This window comes from Streptomyces sp. NPDC058051 (assembly GCF_042885475.1).
Classification (GTDB): domain Bacteria; phylum Actinomycetota; class Actinomycetes; order Streptomycetales; family Streptomycetaceae; genus Streptomyces.
This window is the reverse complement of the sequence record NZ_JBHVRW010000001.1, coordinates 783,344-800,832: the sequence shown is the minus strand read 5'-3', so window position 1 is coordinate 800,832 and position 17,489 is coordinate 783,344. Positions and strand designations below refer to the sequence as shown.

Below are 17,489 nucleotides of genomic sequence, written 5' to 3'. Positions count from 1 at the left end.
TACGTTCTTTGCGTGATGCCCCAGCAGGAGATCTCCGCCTGGCGCCCTCCAGTCACGGGCGTCGTGGAGGTCTTCCATGCCCACTTCACCGAGCACGCGTACCCCATGCACGTCCACGACACCTGGACCCTGCTGATCGTCGACGACGGCGCGGTCCGCTACGACCTGGACCGCCGCGAGCGCGGCACCCCGAGCGGCACCGTCAGCCTGCTCCCGCCACAAGTCCCGCACAACGGCTCACCCGCCACTGCTCATGGCTTCCGCAAGCGCGTGCTCTACCTTGAGACGACACAGCTCGACGAGCGTTTCATCGGGCCGGCGGTGGACAGTCCGGACCTCACCGACCCCGTCCTGCACAGACGCGTCGGACAGCTCCACACGGCCCTCGCCAACCGGGGAGACGAGTTCGAGGCGGAGAGCCGTCTGGCCCTCATCAGTCAGCGCCTGCGCGCGCACCTTCGGCCTGGGCCGGCCGTCCGCGGCGCAGCGCCCGACCGCGGCGTCGCCCAGAACCTGCGTGACCTTCTCGACGAGCGGCTGATCGAAGGCATCGCCCTGGAAGAGGCCGCGCGCCTGGTTCATGCCCACCCAGCACATCTCGTACGCGCCTTCAGCTCCGCCTTCGGCATTGCACCCCACCAGTACGTGACGTCCCGCCGCGTCGATCTGGCCCGCCGCCTGCTGCTCGACGGACAGCCGCCGCGAGAGGTGGCGACCGCCGCCGGCTTCTACGACCAGTCCCACCTCACCCGGCACTTCAAGCGGGTCGTGGGCATCACCCCGGGCCGGTACGCCCGTGCCGGGGCGGTCAATTGAGCACGGGCCGGGATCCCTGGTGAGGAAGCAGGACGACGCGGCGCAGGCGCTCACTCGGGAGTGACGTGGCCCGCAGCCGCTTGTTCCAGCCGGGCTGCTTCGGGGCGTACGGGAAGATGCCCCCTCAGGTGCGTGCGCGAGTAGCACACCAGCGCGACTCCGAGGAGAAGTCCAGCGGCGCCTGCGCGACCATCACGTCCCGACCCCGGATGAGCGCAGTGTCTTGCGGTGCGGCAGTTCGGGGAACCACAGCCCTGTCGGAAGCGGCCGCCGTCGTCGCGGACGGCGGCCGCCTCGGCCATGACGAGGCCGAGGAAGCCACCGTGCCGAGCCTGGCGGCCGTGGTGCGGATACGAGTGCCCCCGCCACCCGCACCCGCACCCGCACGGATGGAACGGCCGTGCGCCATCGGCGCGTGCGGGATGCAGAGGGCCCGGTGTCAGGAGAAGTCGGTGATGACGACGCGGGCAGTGGTGCCGTCCTTCAGGGACTCGTAGCCGCTCTCGATGTCGGCGAGCCCGATCTCCTTGGAGACCAGGTCGTCGAGGTTCATCCGGCCCTGGAGGTACATCGAGGCGTAGAACGGGATGTCCCGCTTGAGGTGGGAGGAGCCCATGTAGACGCCCTGGACCTTCTGCGACCCGGAGAGGACGGCCATGGCACTGACGTCGATACCCGCGTCGTTGCCGCCGACACCGATGAGGTAGAGACCGCCGCCCTTGCCGAGCATCTGCATGCCCTGGGCGGTGACCGGACGGACGCCGACGAAGTCGAAGACGTGGTCCGCGCCGTGGCCCGTGATACCGCGGACGGCCTCGACCGGGTCCGCGGTACGCGAGTTGACGACATGGGTGGCGCCGAACGCCTTGGCACGCTCCAGCTTGCCGTCCTCGATGTCGGTCACGATGATCGTGCCGGCGCCGGCGATCCGGGCACCGCTGACCGCGTTCATTCCGACGCCGCCGGCACCCATGACGACAACGGTCTCGCCCTGCTGGACGTTCGCGCTGTTCAGGACGGCCCCGGCGCCGGTGAGCACTCCGCAGCCGATGAGGGCGGCCTGCGCCCAGGGCATCTCGTCAGGGATGACGGCAAGCTGGTTCTCGTGGATCAGGGTCTCCTGGGCGAAACCGCCCAGGCCCATGCCCTGCGCCACCGGGGCACCGTTCCAGGTGATGCGGGGGGCCTGGCCGGGGGCGCGCAGGGTCGCCTCGGGGCGCAGGCAGATGTGGGTGCGGCCGGCGAGGCAGTTCACACAGGCCCCGCAGTACTGGATGAGGCTGCCCACGACGTGGTCGCCCACCTTGACCTGGCTGACCTCCGGACCGACCTCGGTGACGACGCCGGCCACCTCGTGGCCGAGGACGACGGGGAATTCCCCGCCGATGAAGGTGGCGACGCTCAGGTCGGAGTGACACAGGCCGGACGCCCTGACCTCGACGCGCACCTCATGTCCCGTGGGTGCGGCGAGCTCGACGTCCTCGACAACGAAGCCCTTGCCGAGACCCTTGGTGACGGATGCCTTCATGATGCTGCTTCTTTCGTATGCGGGCCGCGGGCACCGCCGGGGTGGGGAGGCGCCCGGGAAGGAACACCGCGCGGGGCCGGGCGGGCTCGACGGATGTCGGCGGGCGAGGACGGGCGCGGCCGTGGAAACGGCCCGCAATGGTGCTTCCGGGCCGCTCTGCCACGTCGGCCATTGTGGCATCGCGCAACCGAAAAGAAAAGAGACACATGTCGATCAGTGCACGTGGGAGGGGTGCGAGCGGCGCAGCGATAGGCTGTGCCGATGCACGGAAGCAAGCAGTCCCCCGCCGACCGCCGGCCCTGCGGCCCTCAGCCGCCCGCCGTGGGGGACGACAGCGAGGAAGCTCTCGACGTCCGCACCCGCCGCACCCGCGCGCGCCTGCGCGAGGCGGTGCTCCGACTGGCCGCGCAAAGGCCGGTCGAGGACATCTCCGTCGCCGATCTGGTCCGCGCCGCCCGCATCAACCGCACGACCTTCTACAAGCACGCCGAAAGCCCGGCGGCTGTCCTGGAGCAGGTGCTGTACGCAGACCTCGACGAAGTACGCGCAGGCTGGCTCACCGACACCGTCACCGCGGAACTGACCGCGCACGAGATCTGGGAACGCGCCTCCGGCGCACTCGTCGACCACCTCGAACGCCACGACGCCATCTACACCGCCGGACTCGCAGGACGCCGCAGCGCCGTTCTGCACCACCTGCTCGTCGACCACTTCACCACGTCGGTCCACACCCTCCTCGACCAGGACCCAGAACTGCTCCCCGGCGGGGAGGGACCGGCCGCCTGGCGCGCCGACGCATACAGCCGCTTCGTCGCCCACGGCGAAGTCGGCCTCGTCGAGGCATGGCTCTCCCTCCCCACTCCACGCGACCGCCGCCTGTTCACCTCCGCCGCGGCAACCCTCCTCCCGCCCTGGCTCGCGACGCGACCACGCCAGGGCTGATCCCCGCCCTCGCCGCGTGTGCCGCCGAACCCCCGGAACGTCCGGCACCAGCGACAGAATCGGGCACGGGACGCCCTGCCGTGCGACGGGCAGGACCGTCTCGGCGCGCCCTCCACGCGTACAGAGATGCGGCGTGACCTGCACGGGTCCACCTGTCGGCAACCGCACGGGTCCGTGTCAGGTGCCGAGCCAGGCGAGGGCGGCCACGGCCATGGCGCTGACGCCGGTGTCCAGAGTGGGCTGGATGACGACGGCGAAAGCGGGACTGTGGTTGACCGGGACGTCCTGGGCGATGGTGCCGTTCCTGGCGGCCTCGGCGTAGCGGCCGGGGTCGGTGCCACCGATGCCCCAGTAGGTGAACGGCACACCGAACGCCTTGGGGATCTCGCTCATGTCCTCGCTGGCGGTCTGCAGGTCGATGGTGTGTGCGTCGTCGCCGAAGTGGGCGGCGAACGCCTCGGCGACGCGCCGGGTCGGCGCCTCGTCGTTGACGGTGGGCGGAAAGGAGGTGATCCGTTCGATCTCGGGTGGCCGGGGCGAGCGGGAGGCCGCACACTCGGCTTTGACGATCCGTTCGATCGCGTCCAGGACCTGGGTGCGCGAGGCGTCGTCGTAGGTACGCACGTTGAGCTGCATGACGGCGCTGTCGGGGATGGTGTTGGGGCCCGAACCGGCGTGGATACTGCCCACGGTGAGCACGGCGGGGGTGGTGGCGGCCAACTCCCGGGCCACGACGGTCTGCAGGCGTACGACGATCATCGCGGCCATCACCACCGGGTCGACCGCGGCCTGGGGCATGGAGCCGTGTGCCCCTCGTCCGTGCACCGTGATACGCAGGCTGTCCGCGGCCGACAGGAACGGCCCGGGGCGGGTGCCGACGTAGCCTGCCGGATAGGGCAGGACGTGCTGGGCGAGGACCACGTCGGGCTTGGGCGACTTGGACGTCAGACCGTCGTCGATCATGGCAGTGGCGCCGTCACCGTTCTCCTCCGAGGGCTGGAGGAGCGCCACGAAGGTACCCCGCCAGGCGTCCTTGGCCTCAGCCATCAGGCGTGCGCAGCCGATCAGGCAGGTCACGTGCACATCGTGCCCGCAGGCGTGCATGACCGACTGCTCGGTGCCGTCCGGACCGATGGCGGTCACGGTGGAGGCGTAGGGCAGGCCGGTCTGTTCGCGTACGGGAAGGGCGTCCATGTCGGCGCGGGCCATGACCGTCGGGCCGTCGCCGTTGGCCAGGACCCCGATCACGCCGGTTGTCCCGATGCCGTCGGTGACTTCGTAGCCGAAGGCCCGCAGGGCGTCGGACGCCTTCTTCGCGGTGCGATGCTCCCGCAGGCCGAGTTCCGGGTGTCGGTGCAGGTCCTTGTACAGGACTTCAAGGTCGGAGCGGATGCCGTCGAGGCCGGCCAGCACGGTGGTGACACGGTCGGTCATGGTGACTCCTTGGACGGGGGGACTGCTCGCCTTCCCCGGTTCGGGTGGCGGGAAGCGGTCAGCGAGGGCGTAGTCGGTCGACGCGACCGGCGTGCCGTGCTGCTGCAGCACCTCCCTGGTCGTCCCCCGCCCAGGCCGGAGGCGATACCGACGACCAGGAACCCCAACAGGTCCGGGCCGGGCGTCCGGGCCACGGCACCACCCGGCGGCGCGCACGGGAAGACGTCGGCAAGGTCCAGGTGACGCTTCGCCCTGTCAATCCGGGGAGAGATCCAATAACTCGGCATCACGAGCGCACCGGACATGAGGCAAGCATAGGCGCGATATGTCCTGACATGCCGCGTTCTCCCCTCGATGGGCAGTTCGATCACATGGTCGTGTGTCACGAGGCGGTGGCTGCACCGGGACATGGGGCCGCGCGGGCCTGTTCGATCTTCATACACCGGACAACATGCGCGGGTGTCTCCATGCCCCGCACTCACCGGCCAAGATCAATCGCAGGTCGGCCGGCGTTATGGTCGGGGCATGACACCACCCGTTGCCGGCAGTGCCTTCGACTCGCTCCGCCTCGACGCCGTGCCCGACCAGGAGGCGCTGCGCCGGGCCTACGAACTCCCCAGCGACGCTGCCGTGCGCAAGCAGATGAACGAACTCACCGAAAAGACAAGACAGTTGATCGGATGCTCATCGCTGGTCCTGGTCGCCAGCGCGGACGCCGAGGGCAATTGTGACGTTTCCCCGCGCGGCGGCCCCGCCGGGTTCGTCGCCGTCCTGGACACACGGACGGTGGCGATACCGGACGCGACCGGTAACAAGCGTCTGGACACCCTGCAGAACGTCGTCGCCACCGGACGGGCCGGGCTGCTGTTCATCATCCCGGGGCGCACCACGACGCTCAGGGTGAACGGCCGGGCCTGCGTCTCCACCCGCCCGGAGCTGCTGTCGCAGCTGACCGCCGTGGGCAAGCCGCCCGCCAGTGCGCTGGTGCTGGGGATCGAGGAGGTCTACCCGCACTGCCCCAAGTCGCTCCTGCGTAGCGGGGCCTGGAAGCCGGAGCAATGGCTCGCGGCGGGTGCCCAGCCGACCTCGGCCGAGGTGACGCTGGCCCAGCTGCGGATGCCGGAGCTGACGATCGCCGACATCGAGCAGGCGGAGGCGGATTCGCTGAAGTACCGGTACGAGTAACCGGCCGACCCTGCGATTGCCGAACCACCGGCCCGCCGAACCCCCGGACCAGCACGCCCCAGGATCAATCTCGGGGCATCCCGTAAGCGCGAGGGAGCCGAACGACCGTGGCTCGGCCCTCCGTGAGAAGGGTCGCCGCCCACCGGGACCTGTTCGCGCTATCGGGGGGTCAGGACGGAGAACTCATTGCCGTCGGGATCGGCCATCACCACCCGGCCGGCCTCGTCCTGGCCGATGCCGATGCGAGTCGCCCCCAGGGAGACGAGACGGTCGGCCTCCGCTTGCTGATCACCGTCGGCAGGTGGGGCCATGTCGAAACGCAGCCGGCTCTTCCCCGTCCTCGGCATCAGCGGCGGACCGCCCCACGTGATCTTCGGACCGCCATGCGGCGAGCGGATCGCGGTCTCCTGGTCCTGGTCCCAGACCAACGGCCAGCCCAGTGCCTCGCTCCAGAAGTACCCGACCTCCTGCGAACCGTCGCACGCGAGCGCTCCGATGAATCCGCAGTCGGCAAGGAAGTTGTTGCCCGGCTCGATGACGCAGAACTCGTTGCCCTCGGGGTCGGCGAGCACCACATGCCCCTCCTCCGGCCGTTGCCCGATGTCGATGTGCCGGGCGCCGAGTCCGAGCGACGTCGCGACCGTCTTCTGCTGATCCTCAAGGGACGCGCTCGTCAGATCGAAGTGCATCGGGTTCTGGCCGCTCTTCTCCTCCCGGGTCGGGAGAAACCGGATCCGGAACCCGGTGTCATCGTTCGGCAGGAGGACGATGCCGTCGTGGGCGTCGTCAGTCGTCTTCCAGCCCAGCAATCCGGACCAGAAGCGCGCGAGACGGAGCGGGTCGTCCGCGTCGATGCACAGCGCGTGAAAGTGAGAAGTCATCCCTCGGCATTCCGATCTGCTGACCCGCTGCCCCACCCTCCGATCGGGTAGGGCAGACCACCAGCGAGAAGGCTTTCATCCAGGTAGTGGCTGGAGCCTGCCCAGACGTCGTCAGCCGGTCAACTCATTAACGACCCGCGTCAACCGCCGTCGTCGCAACCGCCTTCCGCGTTCACCACGTCACAGGCTCGTGAGGAGGTCGTCGAGCGGGGGCGGTACCTGTTCGGGGTCGAGGGCCTCGACGAGGAGGTGGCCGTAGCGGATCTTGCGGCCCTTCTTCGTGCCGAGGAAGCGCCGCAACTGCTGCGGCCGGGGGCGACTCTGCTGTGCGGGCTGGCGCAGGAAGGTCTCCCAGGCACGGAAGTCGCCCTCGGCCCGGACGACCTCCTCGACGCTTGCCGTGCCCAGCGCGCGGATGAGCTCGTCCTCCAGGTCCGCCACGCACACGAAAAAGCCTTGCTGCGGCGCCCCGGCCCGCTTCAGGCCGCGGTCGTAGAAGCTCTGCTCGCCCTCGTCGCACAGTCCGGTCAGGCGCAGGCCAAGACCGGGTGGCCCGAGAAGACCGGCGTAGCGGCCGATGTTCATCGCCCCACCCATCGGCACGACGCACACCCCCTCGGCGGCCAGGTCCCGGCCACGGCGGGCGGCCAGTGCCTCAACGGCCGCGAGGTCACTCAGCCCTTCCAGCAGCACCGCCGTCCGCACCCCCAGTCGCACAGCCAGATCACTCGCCGGCCCGCCCGCACCGCCGGCCGCCCAGCCACTGACCTCGTCCCGGAACGCCCGCATCTCCGCCATGGAGCGAGTCTGCACCTTCCCCGGCCGGACGGCACAGCAATATGCGACGGCCCCTCAGCAACCAGCAACGGCGACAGCAACAGCGCGGGCGCCGGTCCGGACAAGGCTCGCCCGGCACCGCCGGCCGCCCTCTCATGTGAATGCGGCCGTCGGTCGCCTGCTCGGAGTCCGGAACCGGAGGGAACACGGTGAAGACCGTGGCAGAGGTGAAGCAGAGCCGGCGGCGACCTGCACGGGGGCAGGGTCGGTGTGGACCAGGGGGGCGCTTGGGCTTCAAGGGTGACGCGGTCGCCGCGGGAGGCCCCCGGACCCGGCGGACGCACATCACGTACCGTCGGCGGGGAAGGAGGTGGCCGCGTTGATCGACGAACTCGACCGCAGCATCATGCAGGCCCTCACCCTGGACGGCCGTACGCCGTACACGGCGCTCGCCCGGAAACTCGGGGTCTCGGAGGCGACCGTGCGCCAGCGGGTGTCCCGCCTCCAGGAGAGCGGCGCTCTGCGCATCGTGGCGCTGTGCAACCCGCTCACGCTGGGCCACCAGTCCGTCCGGCTGATGATCCAGGTCCGTGACCTCACGCCGCGCGCGGTCGCCAAGAGCCTCGCCGACATGCCGATGATCAACCATGTGGCACTGTGCGCGGGCAGTCAGGACATCTTCCTGGAGGGCACCTGCCGCGACCAGGCGCAGCTGGTGCAGCTGCTCGACGAGATCCGCATGCTGCCGGGGGTGTCCCGGGCCCAGGTCCTGCTGCTCCTGGAGTTGTTCAAGGACTACTCCTACAACGGCCTCAACAGCGCGGTGGGCCAGGCCGTCACCGGCTCCTGACAAGCCCGGGGCCCCGGTCCCGGCCGGGTCACGGTGGCAGGATGCGCTGGTCCGGGGTGGCCGGCACCTCCCGGAAGCCCGCCCACAGATAGGTGTCCTTCACCACTTCCAGCACGGTCAGGGCCTCGGCGTGGGCGACGCCGTTCACCCGGCGCACCCGTTCCGTGAGCAGCTCGGACAGGTGCTCCAGATTCCGGCAGCGGACGTCGGTGATCAGGTCGTAGGGGCCGACGCACGAGGCGACGTACCGCACCTCCGGCATGCGGGACAGCTCCCGGGCGACCAGCGCCACCGGGATGTGCTGGACCCGCACCGCCAGGTGCACCTCCATCTCCCCCACCCGCACAGCGTCCGTCATGCCCACCACCTGGATCGCGCCCCGGCGCCGCAGGCGCTGGAACCGGGACCGCACCGAGGCCTCCGACAGGCCGATGGAGCGCCCGATCTCGCCGAACGATTTCCGTCCGTCGACACGCAGCTGGTCGATGATCTGCCGGTCCAGGTCGTCGATCACACCGGCACCTCCGTTCCGTTCTCCCCACCATCTTCACCCTGCGGCATTTCGGCGCCGTTGCGAGATGCGTGGAATTCAGACCCTGTTTCCACTGGATTCGATGTAAACAGCTCTGTTCAGGGCCTTGTGCCCCGACGGAGGCTAAGGGGCACGGCACGAACGGACGATCATCCGGACGTGCGCGACCGTTCCCGGAGGAGGCTCAGCGCATGCAGGCAGTTCCACCCCCCGCCGCCCAGGGGCCGCGGTGACCGTCACCGCCGCGCCGCCGGCATCCTCCCTCGCGCCGCCGAAGCCCCCGGCACGCGCGGGCCGGCTGCGCGAGCGCGCGGTCACTCTCGCCCTGCTGGCCCCGGCCGGTCTCACCGTCGTGGCGCTGGTGCTCGTACCCCTGGTCATGGTGGTGCGCAACAGCTTCGCGCTGCCGGACGCGTACGGGGGCATCCAGGGCGGTTTCACGCTCTCCAACTACGGCGAGCTGTTCGACCCGGTCTATCTGAAGGTCTTCGGTTACAGCCTGGGCATGGCGGCCTTGAACACGGTCGTCTGTCTGGTACTCGGGTACGTCGTCTCGTACTACCTCGCGGGGCGTCCGCCGCAGCGCCAGGGCATCCTGCTCCTGCTGATCATCGTGCCGTTCTGGACCGACTTCCTGGTGCGCGCCTTCGCCTGGATCAACCTGCTCAGCCCGGGCGGTCCGGTCAACGCGCTCACCGACGCGGTGGGGCTGACCGACGGACCGACGCAGTGGATCCCGAGTCAGGGCGCGTCCTTCGTGGGCCTCGTCTACGCCTTTCTTCCCACCGCGATCTTCCCGATCTACGCGACACTGCGCGGGGTGGATCCCTCGCTCGGGGAGGCGGCGCGGGACCTGGGCTGCGGCTGGTGGCGGGTGCACACCAAGGTGCTGCTGCCGCTGGTGCGGCCGGGAATGCTCGCCGCCGCACTGCTCACCTTCATCCCCACCCTCGGTGTGTTTGTGATCCCGGTTCTGCTCGGCGGCGGGAAGAACCAGCTGGTGGGCAACCTGATCGTCACGCTGTACACCGAGTTCCGCAACCAGCCCATGGGCGCGGCGGCCTCCGTCGTCCTGCTGGTCCTGATGATCGCGTCGGTGGCGGTCCTGGGCACCGCGGCCCGCCGGCTGAGGAGGAAGACCTCATGAGCGGCCGCACCCAGCGCACCGGGCGCCTGCCCGATGCCGTCACGGCCTGGCTGGCCCGGGGCGTCATCGTCTTCCTCTACATCCCGATCGTGGTCGTCGTGGTCCTGTCGTTCAACGACTCCGACGTCACCTACAAGTGGGCCGGCGCCAGTACCCGCTGGTACGGCGAGCTGGTCCAGGACACCGACCTGCTGTCCGCGCTGCGCGTGAGCGCCGAGGCGGGGATCATCTCGGCGACACTGGCCACCCTGGGCGGCCTCCTCGCCACCATGGGCATGGCCCGGCTGGGCCCGCGGGGACGGGCCCTGTTCTCGGGGAGTCTGTTCCTTCCCCTGGTGATCCCCGAGATCGTGCTCGGCGTGGCCCTGCTGTCGGTGTTCGGCATGCTCCGGGCGAGCCTCGGACTGACCACCCTTGTCCTCGGCCACCTCGTGGTGACTCTGCCGTACGCGGCACTGATCGTGCTCGGTGCGCACCGAGCCCTGGACTCCTCCCTGGACGAGGCGGCGGCCGACCTCGGCTGCGGAGCCTGGCAGCGGTTCCGGCTGATCACCCTGCCCCTGCTGAAGCAGGCTCTGCTGGCGTCCTGGCTGCTGTGCTTCACGATCTCCTTCGGCAACATCGTGATGTCCACCTTCACCAGTGGCGTCGGCACCACGACTCTGCCACTGCGGGTGTACTCGCTGCTGAAGACGGGCCTCACTCCGGAGATCAACGCCCTCGGCACACTGCTCGTGCTCTTCACTTTCGTGATCATCCTCGGCGCCGGGCTCCGCCAGATGCGCCGCGTCCTGATCGGCGAGGAACGCGGCTGACCCGCCCGGCCACCCCGGTTCCCACCCCCTTCACCCGCACTTCACCCGCACCGTCGCGCCGTACGTCCGTCCTGCCCGCACCACCTCGGTACGTCCCTGAAAGGCCTCGCCATGCCCCGTACCACCGTTTCGAGAGTGCTTCTGGCCACCTCGGTGCTCACCGCCACCGCCGTGCTCGCCACCGCCTGCGCAGGCTCCGACTCCCCCACCGCGGGCTCCTCCGGCGGCGGCAAGGAACTGCACGTCTACGCCTGGACCGGAGAGATCCCCGACACCGTGATCAAGGGCTTCGAGAAGGAGACCGGTGTCAAGGTCACGGTCGACACGTTCGACAGCAACGAGACCATGACCGCGAAGCTCAGCTCCGGGTCGTCCGGCTACGACCTCGTCGAGCCCAGCCAGTACACCGTGCAGCAGCTCATCGGGCAGAAGCTCATCGAGCCCCTGGACCACGCGCAGATCAAGGGCCTCGACAACCTGGCCGACAAGTTCCGCGACCCGTCCTACGACAAGGGCAACAAGTACAGCGTGCCGTGGATCTGGGGCACCACCGGCTTCGCCTACAACGACACCTGTATCAAGTCGGCCAGCAGCTGGAAGACCCTGTTCGACAGCACATACAAGGGCAAGCTGTACATGCTCGACAACATGCTGGCCGCCTACATCGCCGGCCTCCAGGTCACCGGGCACCGGGCCACCAGCACCGACAAGGACGAGATCGCCGAGGCGACGTCGGCCCTGCAGAAGCAGAAGAAGATACTCGCCGGCTACAACTCCACCAACTACCCGCAGCTGCTCTCCACCGGCCAGGCGTGCGCGGCGGAGGCGTGGAGCGGCACCGCGATGGCGAAGGTCGTGCAGTCCGACAAGCACGTGCACTACGTCATCCCCGAGGAGGGCGGCTCCATCTGGACCGACGGCCTCGCCGTCGCCAAGGGCGCCAAGAACCTCACCTCGGCGTACAAGTTCATCAACTACCTGCTGCGTCCGGAGGTCGCCGCCAAGGCCACCGACGACGGCTCCTCCGCCAGCGCCAACCAGGCCGCCCGCACGTACATCAAGAACCAGGACGCCCTGACCAACCCGGCGATCTACGCCCCGGACGCGGCCATCGAGCACGCCGACTTCCTGCTCGACCCGGGCACCGCGATGCAGTACTTCCAGCAGGGCTGGACCAAGGTGAAGGCGTCCTGAGATGACCACCACGAACCCCACGGCCCCGGCCGTCCGCCTCTCCGGTGTCGGGAAGGTCTTCAGCGGCACCCACGCGGTCCGCGACGTCACGCTGGACATCCGGCAGAACGAATTCTTCTCCATCCTGGGCCCCTCGGGCTGTGGGAAGACCACCCTGATGCGCATGATCACCGGCTTCGAGGAGCCCTCCGAGGGCACCGTCGAGCTCGGCGGCATCCCGGCGACCGGAGTGCCGGCGCACAAGCGGGACCTGAACATGCTCTTCCAGAGCTACGCCCTCTTCCCGCACCTGAGCGTCGCCGACAACATCGCCTTCGAGCTGAAGGTCCGCAGGCTGCGGCCCCGGGCCGAGATCGCGGGCGCGGTGCGCGAGGCACTGGCCCTGGTCCGGCTCGACGGCTACGGCGACCGGACGATCTCCCAGCTGTCCGGCGGTCAGCGCCAGCGCGTCGCGATCGCCCGCGCCCTGATCGCCCGGCCTTCCCTGCTGCTGCTCGACGAGCCGCTCGGCGCGCTGGACAAGAAGCTGCGCGCCGAGATGCAGCTGGAGCTGAAGAAGATCCAGCGGGAGGTCGGGGTGACCTTCGTGACCGTCACTCACGACCAGGAGGAGGCGCTGACCATGTCCGACCGGATCGCTGTCATGGACGGCGGCCGGGTCGTGCAGGTCGACACCCCGGAAGGCGTCTACGAGCGCCCCGCCAGCCGGTTCGTCGCCGCTTTCATCGGCACCTCCAACTTCCTCGCCGGTAAGGCCGACGGCCGTGCGCTCGCCGTCGACGGGCTCGGCACCCTGCGAACGCCCGACACGGACCTGACGGGCGAGGCATATCTCGCCATCCGCCCGGAGAACGTCGGAGTGTGCGGCGACGAGAGTGCGGTACCGCCCGGCAGCGCCGTACTGCCCGGCACTCTCCAGCAGTCGGTGTATCTCGGCAGCGCCGTCCGCCATCACCTCACACTCGCCGACGGCAGCACGTTCGTCGCGGAAACACACGCCTCCGGGACGGCCGGTCTCACCTCGGGCGGCCGGGTGTGGGCCCACTGGAAGCCCGACGCCGCCCGGATGCTCGCCGAGTGACCGCCGCACCCCTCGGCCGCACCGCCGGCCCGGCAACCGCACTCACGCCCGCCCCCGCCCATCTGCCCGAGCCCACCAAGGAGATACGACCGTGAAGGTCGCCGCAGCCCAATACGCCCCCACCGCCGACGTCGGCGCCAACCTCAAGGTCGTCGAGTCCATGGCGCGCGAGGCCGCGGCCACGGGCGCCGAACTCGTCGTCTTCCCCGAGGAGTCGATGATCCCGGCCGAGTCCGCCGGAAAGCCGCTGCACCGCGCGGCCGAGGCCCACTGGCCCGTCTTCCTGACCGCGCTGTCCCGCATCGCCGTCGACCACGGCATCGCCGTCATCGCCGGCGGCTACGAACCCAGCGGCCACTCCCTGCCGTACAACACCATCGCGGCGGTCTCCGCGGACGGTGAACTCCTGGGCCGCTACCGCAAGATGCACCTCTACGACGCCTTCGACTACCGGGAGTCCAGCGAGGTGCAGCGTGGCGACGAGGGACCGGTCGTCGTGCGCATCGGGGAGTTCAACGTCGGCCTGGTCAACTGCTACGACCTGCGCTTCCCCGAGTTCACCCGGGCGTTGGTGGAGATGGGCGCCGACCTGCTGTCCGTGTCGGCGGCCTGGGTGCGCGGCCCGCTGAAGGAGGACCACTGGACGACGCTGCTGCGCACCCGGGCGATCGAGAACACCTGCTGGGTGGTGGCGGCCTCGCTGACCACACCCGACTGCATCGGAATGAGCATGGCGATCGACCCACTGGGCGTGGTGCGTGCGGCGCTCGGCGAGGAGGAACGCTCGCTGCTCGTCGTGGAGGCGGACAAGCACCGCATCGACCGTGCCCGCACCGTGCTGCCCGTGCTGCGCAACCGCCGCATCATCATCGGACCGAGGTGACCGTCATGCCCCTGGACATCCGCGATCTGACCGAAGTGCCGCCCCTGGACGAGGAGTTGGCGGGACGTCTGGCCCGAGTGGACTTCCCCACCCTCGGCCACTACCTGGAGGAGGGGTTCTGCGACCCTGCGCTGCGACGCATGACCGGTACCGGCAAGCTCGTCGGCCGCGCGATCACCGTACGGATCACGGCCACCGACTCCACGATGCTGCACCACGCGGCAGGTCTCGTCGGCCCCGGTGACGTCGTGGTCGTCGACTGCGGCGGCGACCGCAGGCACGCCCCGCTCGGCGAGGTCGTCGTCCACGCCCTGGCGGCGCGCGGCGCGGCCGGAGCCGTCGTGGACGGCATGTGCACCGACATCGGCGCCCTGCGCGAGGTGGGCCTGCCCGTGTACGCCTACGGCTCCTGCCTCCTCACCACCAAGTTGCACGGCCTCGCCGACGGCGCCCTGGGCGCTCCGGTCTCCTGCGGCGGCGTCCCGGTGCGGGCCGGCGACCTGGTCCTCGGCGACGAGAACGGCCTCCTTGTCGCGCCCGCCGCCCGGCTGGCGGAGGTCGTCGACGAGGCGCTCGCCGACGATGCCGAGGAACCCGGCCTCATCGCCGAACTGCACCGCGGACACCCGCTCGGCACCCTCACCGGGGCCTCCCGCACCCTCGAAGATCTCCTGCACCCCTCCCCCACCACCGCGTGACCTCGGCCGACCGGCCCGCACGCACCGACCCCGCAAGGACGTACCGATGTTCCTCAAGGCAGCCATCAACGGCGGCCGCACCCGCGCCGAGCACCCCGCTGTCCCGGTGACCCCGGAGCAGATCGCCGCCGATACGGCCGCCGTGACCGCCGCCGGCGCCGATGTTGTCCACCTTCATGTCCGCACCCCGGACGGCGGCCAGACGATCGCGCCCGGCGCCCTCGCGGAGGTACTGCGCGCGGTGCGGGCGACCGCACCGGGCGCAGTGGTCGGGACCACCACCGGTCTGTGGACCTGCTCGGGCCCCCAGGAGCGCTACGACCTCGTCAAGTCCTGGGAGGCGCTGCCGGACTTCGCGTCCGTGGCCTTCTGCGAGGAGGGAGCCGCCGAGACCGCGGCACTCGTCGTTTCCCGGGGCATGACACTGGAAAGCGCGGTATGGAGCACGGACGACGTGCCCGCCCTGCTGGCGTCACCGACTCTGGCGGACAACGTGCGGATCCTCATCGAGCCGATGGACGAGGACCCGCGGACGGCGGTGGCGCACGCCCGGGAGATGGCCGCCCGCATCCGTGCCGCCGGAGTCACCTGCCCCCTGCTCTACCACGGAGAGGCGGCCACGACCTGGGCCGTGGTGCGCGCGGCGCTGGCGGACGGCCACCAGGTCCGCATCGGCTTCGAGGACGGCGTGGACCTGCCGGACGGCACCCTCGCCCACGACAACGCGGCGCTGGTCGCGGCGGTGCGTGCGCTGGCCTCCGGCTGAGTCGCGCATCGGCCGGCCTTCGCCGCACCGCCGACGGACCACCTGCTCCTCGCCTCGGCGGGCCCGCGGCCCGGGCCGGATCGAATGATCCGGCCCGGGCCGCGATTCGCCCCGTGATCGGCCCGCGACGGCGGCGCGGTGGCCGGGCTCGCTGGCACCGCCCCGGCTGTCCGGAATCACGTCGAGGCGTTTGGCCGCGCTGATCACGGCGACCAGGGAGACCGGGGAGACCCACGCGGTGATCGGGTGGCGGTCAGGAGTCGGTCTTGATCTTCTTCATCGTCAGGTGGGATTCGACGCGCAGGATCCCGGGCAGGCCGGTGAGCTTGCCGGTGAGGAAGGCCTCGTAGGCCGCGTGGTCGGCGACGGCGACGCGGAGGAAATAGTCCGGGCGGCCGAACATCCGGCGGAACTCGACGACTTCTTCGTAGGAGGCCAGCGTGTCCTCCAGCGCCTCGATGGTCTTGAGGTCGTTGGCGTAGACCTCGACGTCGATCATGACTTCCAGGCCGCGGCCGATGGCTTCGGAATTGATGACGGCACGGTAGCCGGTGATGACGCCGGCTTCCTCCAGACGCTTGAGGCGGCGCAGGCACGGCGGCGGGGTCAGACCGACCCGCTTGGCCAGTTCGACGTTGGTCAGGCGCCCGTCCTGACGCAGATGAAACAAAATTTCTCGGTCGACCGCGTCCAGAACGAATTCATTGCTCATACCAAGATCTTACGAGAATAATGGGAAACCATATGTGGCGTGATTCCTCCTAAAATTTCATCATGCGAACGCTGCCGGTCGCCGTGAGCGATCCTCCTGAACCTGCCCCCACGCCCTCACCTCGGCCACGGTCCGATGCCCTGGCGGCCTTCAAGGACTCCGCCTCCGTGGGACTGGGCCTGCTGCCGCTCGGCCTCGCCTTCGGAGTGTTCCTCACCCATGCCGGCCTGCCCTGGTGGTGCGCGAGCCTGTTCACCGCCGTCATCTACGCCGGCTCGTTCGAGTTCCTTCTCGTGGGCCTGGCTCTTGCGGCGGCGCCCCTGGCGACCGTCGCGCTGACCGCCTTCCTGGTCAACGTCCGGCACGTGTTCTACGCGCTGTCCTTTCCCCTGCACCGCGTGCGCGGGCGCCTCGCCAGGACCTACAGCACCTTCGCCCTGACCGACGAGGCATATGCCCTGACCACCGGCGAGCAGGCCCGGTCGTGGTCCGGCGCGCGCATCCTGTGGCTGCAGGCGTTCATGCACCTGTACTGGGTCGGCGGCGCCACCACGGGTGCCCTGCTCGGCTCACTGATACCCGACCGCGTCACCGGCCTGGACTTCGCGATGACCGCCCTGTTCGTCGTCCTGGCCCTCGACGCCGTCGCGGAGCGGCGCGGCGACCTGCCGACCCCCGTCCTCGCACTGCTGAGCGCGCTGGCCGCCCGCCTGCTCTTCCCCGACCAGATGCTGCCGGCCGCCTTCACCCTGTTCACCGCCGCTGTCCTGGCCCGACGACTCGCCACCGGCAGGAGGCTCCCCCGTGCCTGACACCCCCTACCTGCTCGTGGCCGTCGCCGTCTCGGCCGCCGTCACCTGGGCTCTGCGTGCCCTGCCGTTCACCGTCCTCGCACCCCTGCGCGCCAGCAAGACCGTCCAGTACCTCAGCGCCCGTATGCCGGCCGGTGTCATGGTGATCCTGTTCGTCTACTGCTTGCGCGACCTTCCGCTGAGCCAACCGCGTGCGGCCGCACCGCTGGCGGCCCTGGCCGTCACCGTGGGGCTGCATCTGTGGCGCCGCGACGCGCTGCTGAGCATCCTCGGCGGCACCGCCGTCAACGTGGTCATGGCCAGCACCCTCTTCGCTCACTGACCGGGTTCCACCAACGCGTCGCGGCAAACCGGCCGCCCCGCCCCACGACGCGGCACGCCCTGAGGAGGGAACGGCGGGTACGGAACGGGCGTTTCCGTACCCGGCGATCGCCAT

Annotated in this window: 19 protein-coding genes; 13 read left to right on the top strand and 6 right to left on the bottom strand. The window is 70.0% G+C overall.

The window, feature by feature from the left end:
• The first annotated feature begins 15 nt into the window (after positions 1 to 15).
• Positions 16 to 816: an AraC family transcriptional regulator gene (locus tag ACFVUT_RS03385; protein WP_389643643.1), complete on the top strand. Its 801-nt coding sequence runs from the start codon at positions 16 to 18 to the stop codon at positions 814 to 816.
• Between the two features lie 439 nt (positions 817 to 1,255).
• On the opposite strand, the gene ACFVUT_RS03380 is transcribed toward ACFVUT_RS03385, so the two are convergent.
• Positions 1,256 to 2,344 carry a zinc-binding dehydrogenase gene (locus tag ACFVUT_RS03380; protein ID WP_389643450.1) on the bottom strand — a complete coding sequence of 363 codons (1,089 nt, stop codon included), beginning with the start codon at positions 2,342 to 2,344 and terminating at the stop codon, positions 1,256 to 1,258.
• Positions 2,345 to 2,605: 261 nt separating this feature from the next.
• Between ACFVUT_RS03380 and ACFVUT_RS03375 the strand changes: the two genes are divergently transcribed.
• Positions 2,606 to 3,286, top strand: coding sequence for a TetR/AcrR family transcriptional regulator (locus ACFVUT_RS03375; RefSeq protein WP_389643447.1), 681 nt, complete (start codon positions 2,606 to 2,608; stop codon positions 3,284 to 3,286).
• Positions 3,287 to 3,463: 177 nt separating this feature from the next.
• Here ACFVUT_RS03375 and ACFVUT_RS03370 read toward each other — a convergent pair whose 3' ends face one another.
• Positions 3,464 to 4,720: a M20 family metallopeptidase gene (locus ACFVUT_RS03370; RefSeq protein ID WP_389643444.1), complete on the bottom strand. Its 1,257-nt coding sequence runs from the start codon at positions 4,718 to 4,720 to the stop codon at positions 3,464 to 3,466.
• A 525-nt stretch (positions 4,721 to 5,245) separates the two neighbouring features.
• Here ACFVUT_RS03370 and ACFVUT_RS03365 point away from each other — a divergent pair.
• A complete protein-coding gene (locus ACFVUT_RS03365; RefSeq protein ID WP_389643441.1) occupies positions 5,246 to 5,905 on the top strand; it encodes an MSMEG_1061 family FMN-dependent PPOX-type flavoprotein in 660 nt (219 codons plus the stop codon).
• Between the two features lie 158 nt (positions 5,906 to 6,063).
• On the opposite strand, the gene ACFVUT_RS03360 is transcribed toward ACFVUT_RS03365, so the two are convergent.
• Together ACFVUT_RS03360 and ACFVUT_RS03355 are read right to left on the bottom strand one after the other, a co-directional pair.
• Positions 6,064 to 6,786, bottom strand: a complete 723-nt coding sequence (locus tag ACFVUT_RS03360; protein WP_389643438.1) for a VOC family protein — start codon at positions 6,784 to 6,786, stop codon at positions 6,064 to 6,066.
• A gap of 180 nt (positions 6,787 to 6,966) precedes the next feature.
• Positions 6,967 to 7,584, bottom strand: a complete 618-nt coding sequence (locus tag ACFVUT_RS03355) for a TOPRIM nucleotidyl transferase/hydrolase domain-containing protein (RefSeq protein ID WP_389643435.1) — start codon at positions 7,582 to 7,584, stop codon at positions 6,967 to 6,969.
• A 358-nt stretch (positions 7,585 to 7,942) separates the two neighbouring features.
• Here ACFVUT_RS03355 and ACFVUT_RS03350 point away from each other — a divergent pair, with 358 nt between their 5' ends.
• A complete protein-coding gene (locus ACFVUT_RS03350; RefSeq protein WP_389643432.1) occupies positions 7,943 to 8,413 on the top strand; it encodes an Lrp/AsnC family transcriptional regulator in 471 nt (156 codons plus the stop codon).
• 28 nt (positions 8,414 to 8,441) lie between these two features.
• Here ACFVUT_RS03350 and ACFVUT_RS03345 read toward each other — a convergent pair whose 3' ends face one another.
• The gene (locus ACFVUT_RS03345) at positions 8,442 to 8,927 is read right to left on the bottom strand and encodes an Lrp/AsnC family transcriptional regulator (protein WP_389643429.1); all 486 of its coding nucleotides are present in this window, start codon (positions 8,925 to 8,927) and stop codon (positions 8,442 to 8,444) included.
• A gap of 247 nt (positions 8,928 to 9,174) precedes the next feature.
• Here ACFVUT_RS03345 and ACFVUT_RS03340 point away from each other — a divergent pair, with 247 nt between their 5' ends.
• The 7 genes from ACFVUT_RS03340 (at position 9,175) to ACFVUT_RS03310 (ending at position 15,529) form a co-directional block, all read left to right on the top strand.
• On the top strand, positions 9,175 to 10,092 hold the full coding sequence (locus ACFVUT_RS03340; protein WP_389643426.1) for an ABC transporter permease: 918 nt from the start codon (positions 9,175 to 9,177) through the stop codon (positions 10,090 to 10,092).
• Positions 10,089 to 10,907: an ABC transporter permease gene (locus ACFVUT_RS03335; protein WP_389643423.1), complete on the top strand. Its 819-nt coding sequence runs from the start codon at positions 10,089 to 10,091 to the stop codon at positions 10,905 to 10,907. The genes ACFVUT_RS03340 and ACFVUT_RS03335 overlap by 4 nt, the downstream gene beginning before the upstream one ends.
• A gap of 135 nt (positions 10,908 to 11,042) precedes the next feature.
• Positions 11,043 to 12,101, top strand: coding sequence for a PotD/PotF family extracellular solute-binding protein (locus tag ACFVUT_RS03330; RefSeq protein ID WP_389643420.1), 1,059 nt, complete (start codon positions 11,043 to 11,045; stop codon positions 12,099 to 12,101).
• A gap of 1 nt (position 12,102) precedes the next feature.
• Positions 12,103 to 13,182: an ABC transporter ATP-binding protein gene (locus ACFVUT_RS03325; RefSeq protein ID WP_389643417.1), complete on the top strand. Its 1,080-nt coding sequence runs from the start codon at positions 12,103 to 12,105 to the stop codon at positions 13,180 to 13,182.
• Positions 13,183 to 13,273: 91 nt separating this feature from the next.
• Complete coding sequence (locus ACFVUT_RS03320; protein ID WP_389643414.1) at positions 13,274 to 14,065, top strand: carbon-nitrogen hydrolase family protein; 792 nt, start codon at positions 13,274 to 13,276, stop codon at positions 14,063 to 14,065.
• A gap of 5 nt (positions 14,066 to 14,070) precedes the next feature.
• Complete coding sequence (locus tag ACFVUT_RS03315) at positions 14,071 to 14,763, top strand: RraA family protein (RefSeq protein ID WP_389643411.1); 693 nt, start codon at positions 14,071 to 14,073, stop codon at positions 14,761 to 14,763.
• 46 nt (positions 14,764 to 14,809) lie between these two features.
• Positions 14,810 to 15,529 carry a 3-keto-5-aminohexanoate cleavage protein gene (locus ACFVUT_RS03310; RefSeq protein WP_389643408.1) on the top strand — a complete coding sequence of 240 codons (720 nt, stop codon included), beginning with the start codon at positions 14,810 to 14,812 and terminating at the stop codon, positions 15,527 to 15,529.
• A 253-nt stretch (positions 15,530 to 15,782) separates the two neighbouring features.
• Here the strand turns inward: ACFVUT_RS03310 and ACFVUT_RS03305 are convergent, their stop codons facing one another.
• Positions 15,783 to 16,241: an Lrp/AsnC family transcriptional regulator gene (locus ACFVUT_RS03305; RefSeq protein WP_389643405.1), complete on the bottom strand. Its 459-nt coding sequence runs from the start codon at positions 16,239 to 16,241 to the stop codon at positions 15,783 to 15,785.
• A gap of 167 nt (positions 16,242 to 16,408) precedes the next feature.
• On the opposite strand from ACFVUT_RS03305, the gene ACFVUT_RS03300 reads away from it, so the two are divergent.
• Together ACFVUT_RS03300 and ACFVUT_RS03295 are read left to right on the top strand one after the other, a co-directional pair.
• Positions 16,409 to 17,053 (top strand): AzlC family ABC transporter permease, encoded by a 645-nt coding sequence (locus tag ACFVUT_RS03300; RefSeq protein WP_389643640.1) that lies wholly within the window; start codon positions 16,409 to 16,411, stop codon positions 17,051 to 17,053.
• Entirely contained in the window at positions 17,046 to 17,375 is a 330-nt protein-coding gene (locus ACFVUT_RS03295) for a branched-chain amino acid transporter permease (RefSeq protein WP_389643402.1), read from the top strand. Before ACFVUT_RS03300 ends, ACFVUT_RS03295 begins: the two co-directional genes overlap by 8 nt.
• Positions 17,376 to 17,489: the final 114 nt, after the last annotated feature.

What these genes read in the sequence shown, in the direction of transcription:
- ACFVUT_RS03305 (WP_389643405.1), bottom strand. Translation starts at nt 16,241, where the DNA reads ATGAGCAATGAATTCGTTCTGGACGCGGTCGACCGAGAAATTTTGTTT.
- ACFVUT_RS03375 (WP_389643447.1), top strand. Translation starts at nt 2,606, where the DNA reads ATGCACGGAAGCAAGCAGTCCCCCGCCGACCGCCGGCCCTGCGGCCCT.
- ACFVUT_RS03380 (WP_389643450.1), bottom strand. Translation starts at nt 2,344, where the DNA reads ATGAAGGCATCCGTCACCAAGGGTCTCGGCAAGGGCTTCGTTGTCGAG.
- ACFVUT_RS03355 (WP_389643435.1), bottom strand. Translation starts at nt 7,584, where the DNA reads ATGGCGGAGATGCGGGCGTTCCGGGACGAGGTCAGTGGCTGGGCGGCC.
- ACFVUT_RS03385 (WP_389643643.1), top strand. Translation starts at nt 16, where the DNA reads ATGCCCCAGCAGGAGATCTCCGCCTGGCGCCCTCCAGTCACGGGCGTC.
- ACFVUT_RS03365 (WP_389643441.1), top strand. Translation starts at nt 5,246, where the DNA reads ATGACACCACCCGTTGCCGGCAGTGCCTTCGACTCGCTCCGCCTCGAC.
- ACFVUT_RS03360 (WP_389643438.1), bottom strand. Translation starts at nt 6,786, where the DNA reads ATGACTTCTCACTTTCACGCGCTGTGCATCGACGCGGACGACCCGCTC.
- ACFVUT_RS03310 (WP_389643408.1), top strand. Translation starts at nt 14,810, where the DNA reads ATGTTCCTCAAGGCAGCCATCAACGGCGGCCGCACCCGCGCCGAGCAC.
- ACFVUT_RS03370 (WP_389643444.1), bottom strand. Translation starts at nt 4,720, where the DNA reads ATGACCGACCGTGTCACCACCGTGCTGGCCGGCCTCGACGGCATCCGC.
- ACFVUT_RS03335 (WP_389643423.1), top strand. Translation starts at nt 10,089, where the DNA reads ATGAGCGGCCGCACCCAGCGCACCGGGCGCCTGCCCGATGCCGTCACG.
- ACFVUT_RS03325 (WP_389643417.1), top strand. Translation starts at nt 12,103, where the DNA reads ATGACCACCACGAACCCCACGGCCCCGGCCGTCCGCCTCTCCGGTGTC.
- ACFVUT_RS03315 (WP_389643411.1), top strand. Translation starts at nt 14,071, where the DNA reads ATGCCCCTGGACATCCGCGATCTGACCGAAGTGCCGCCCCTGGACGAG.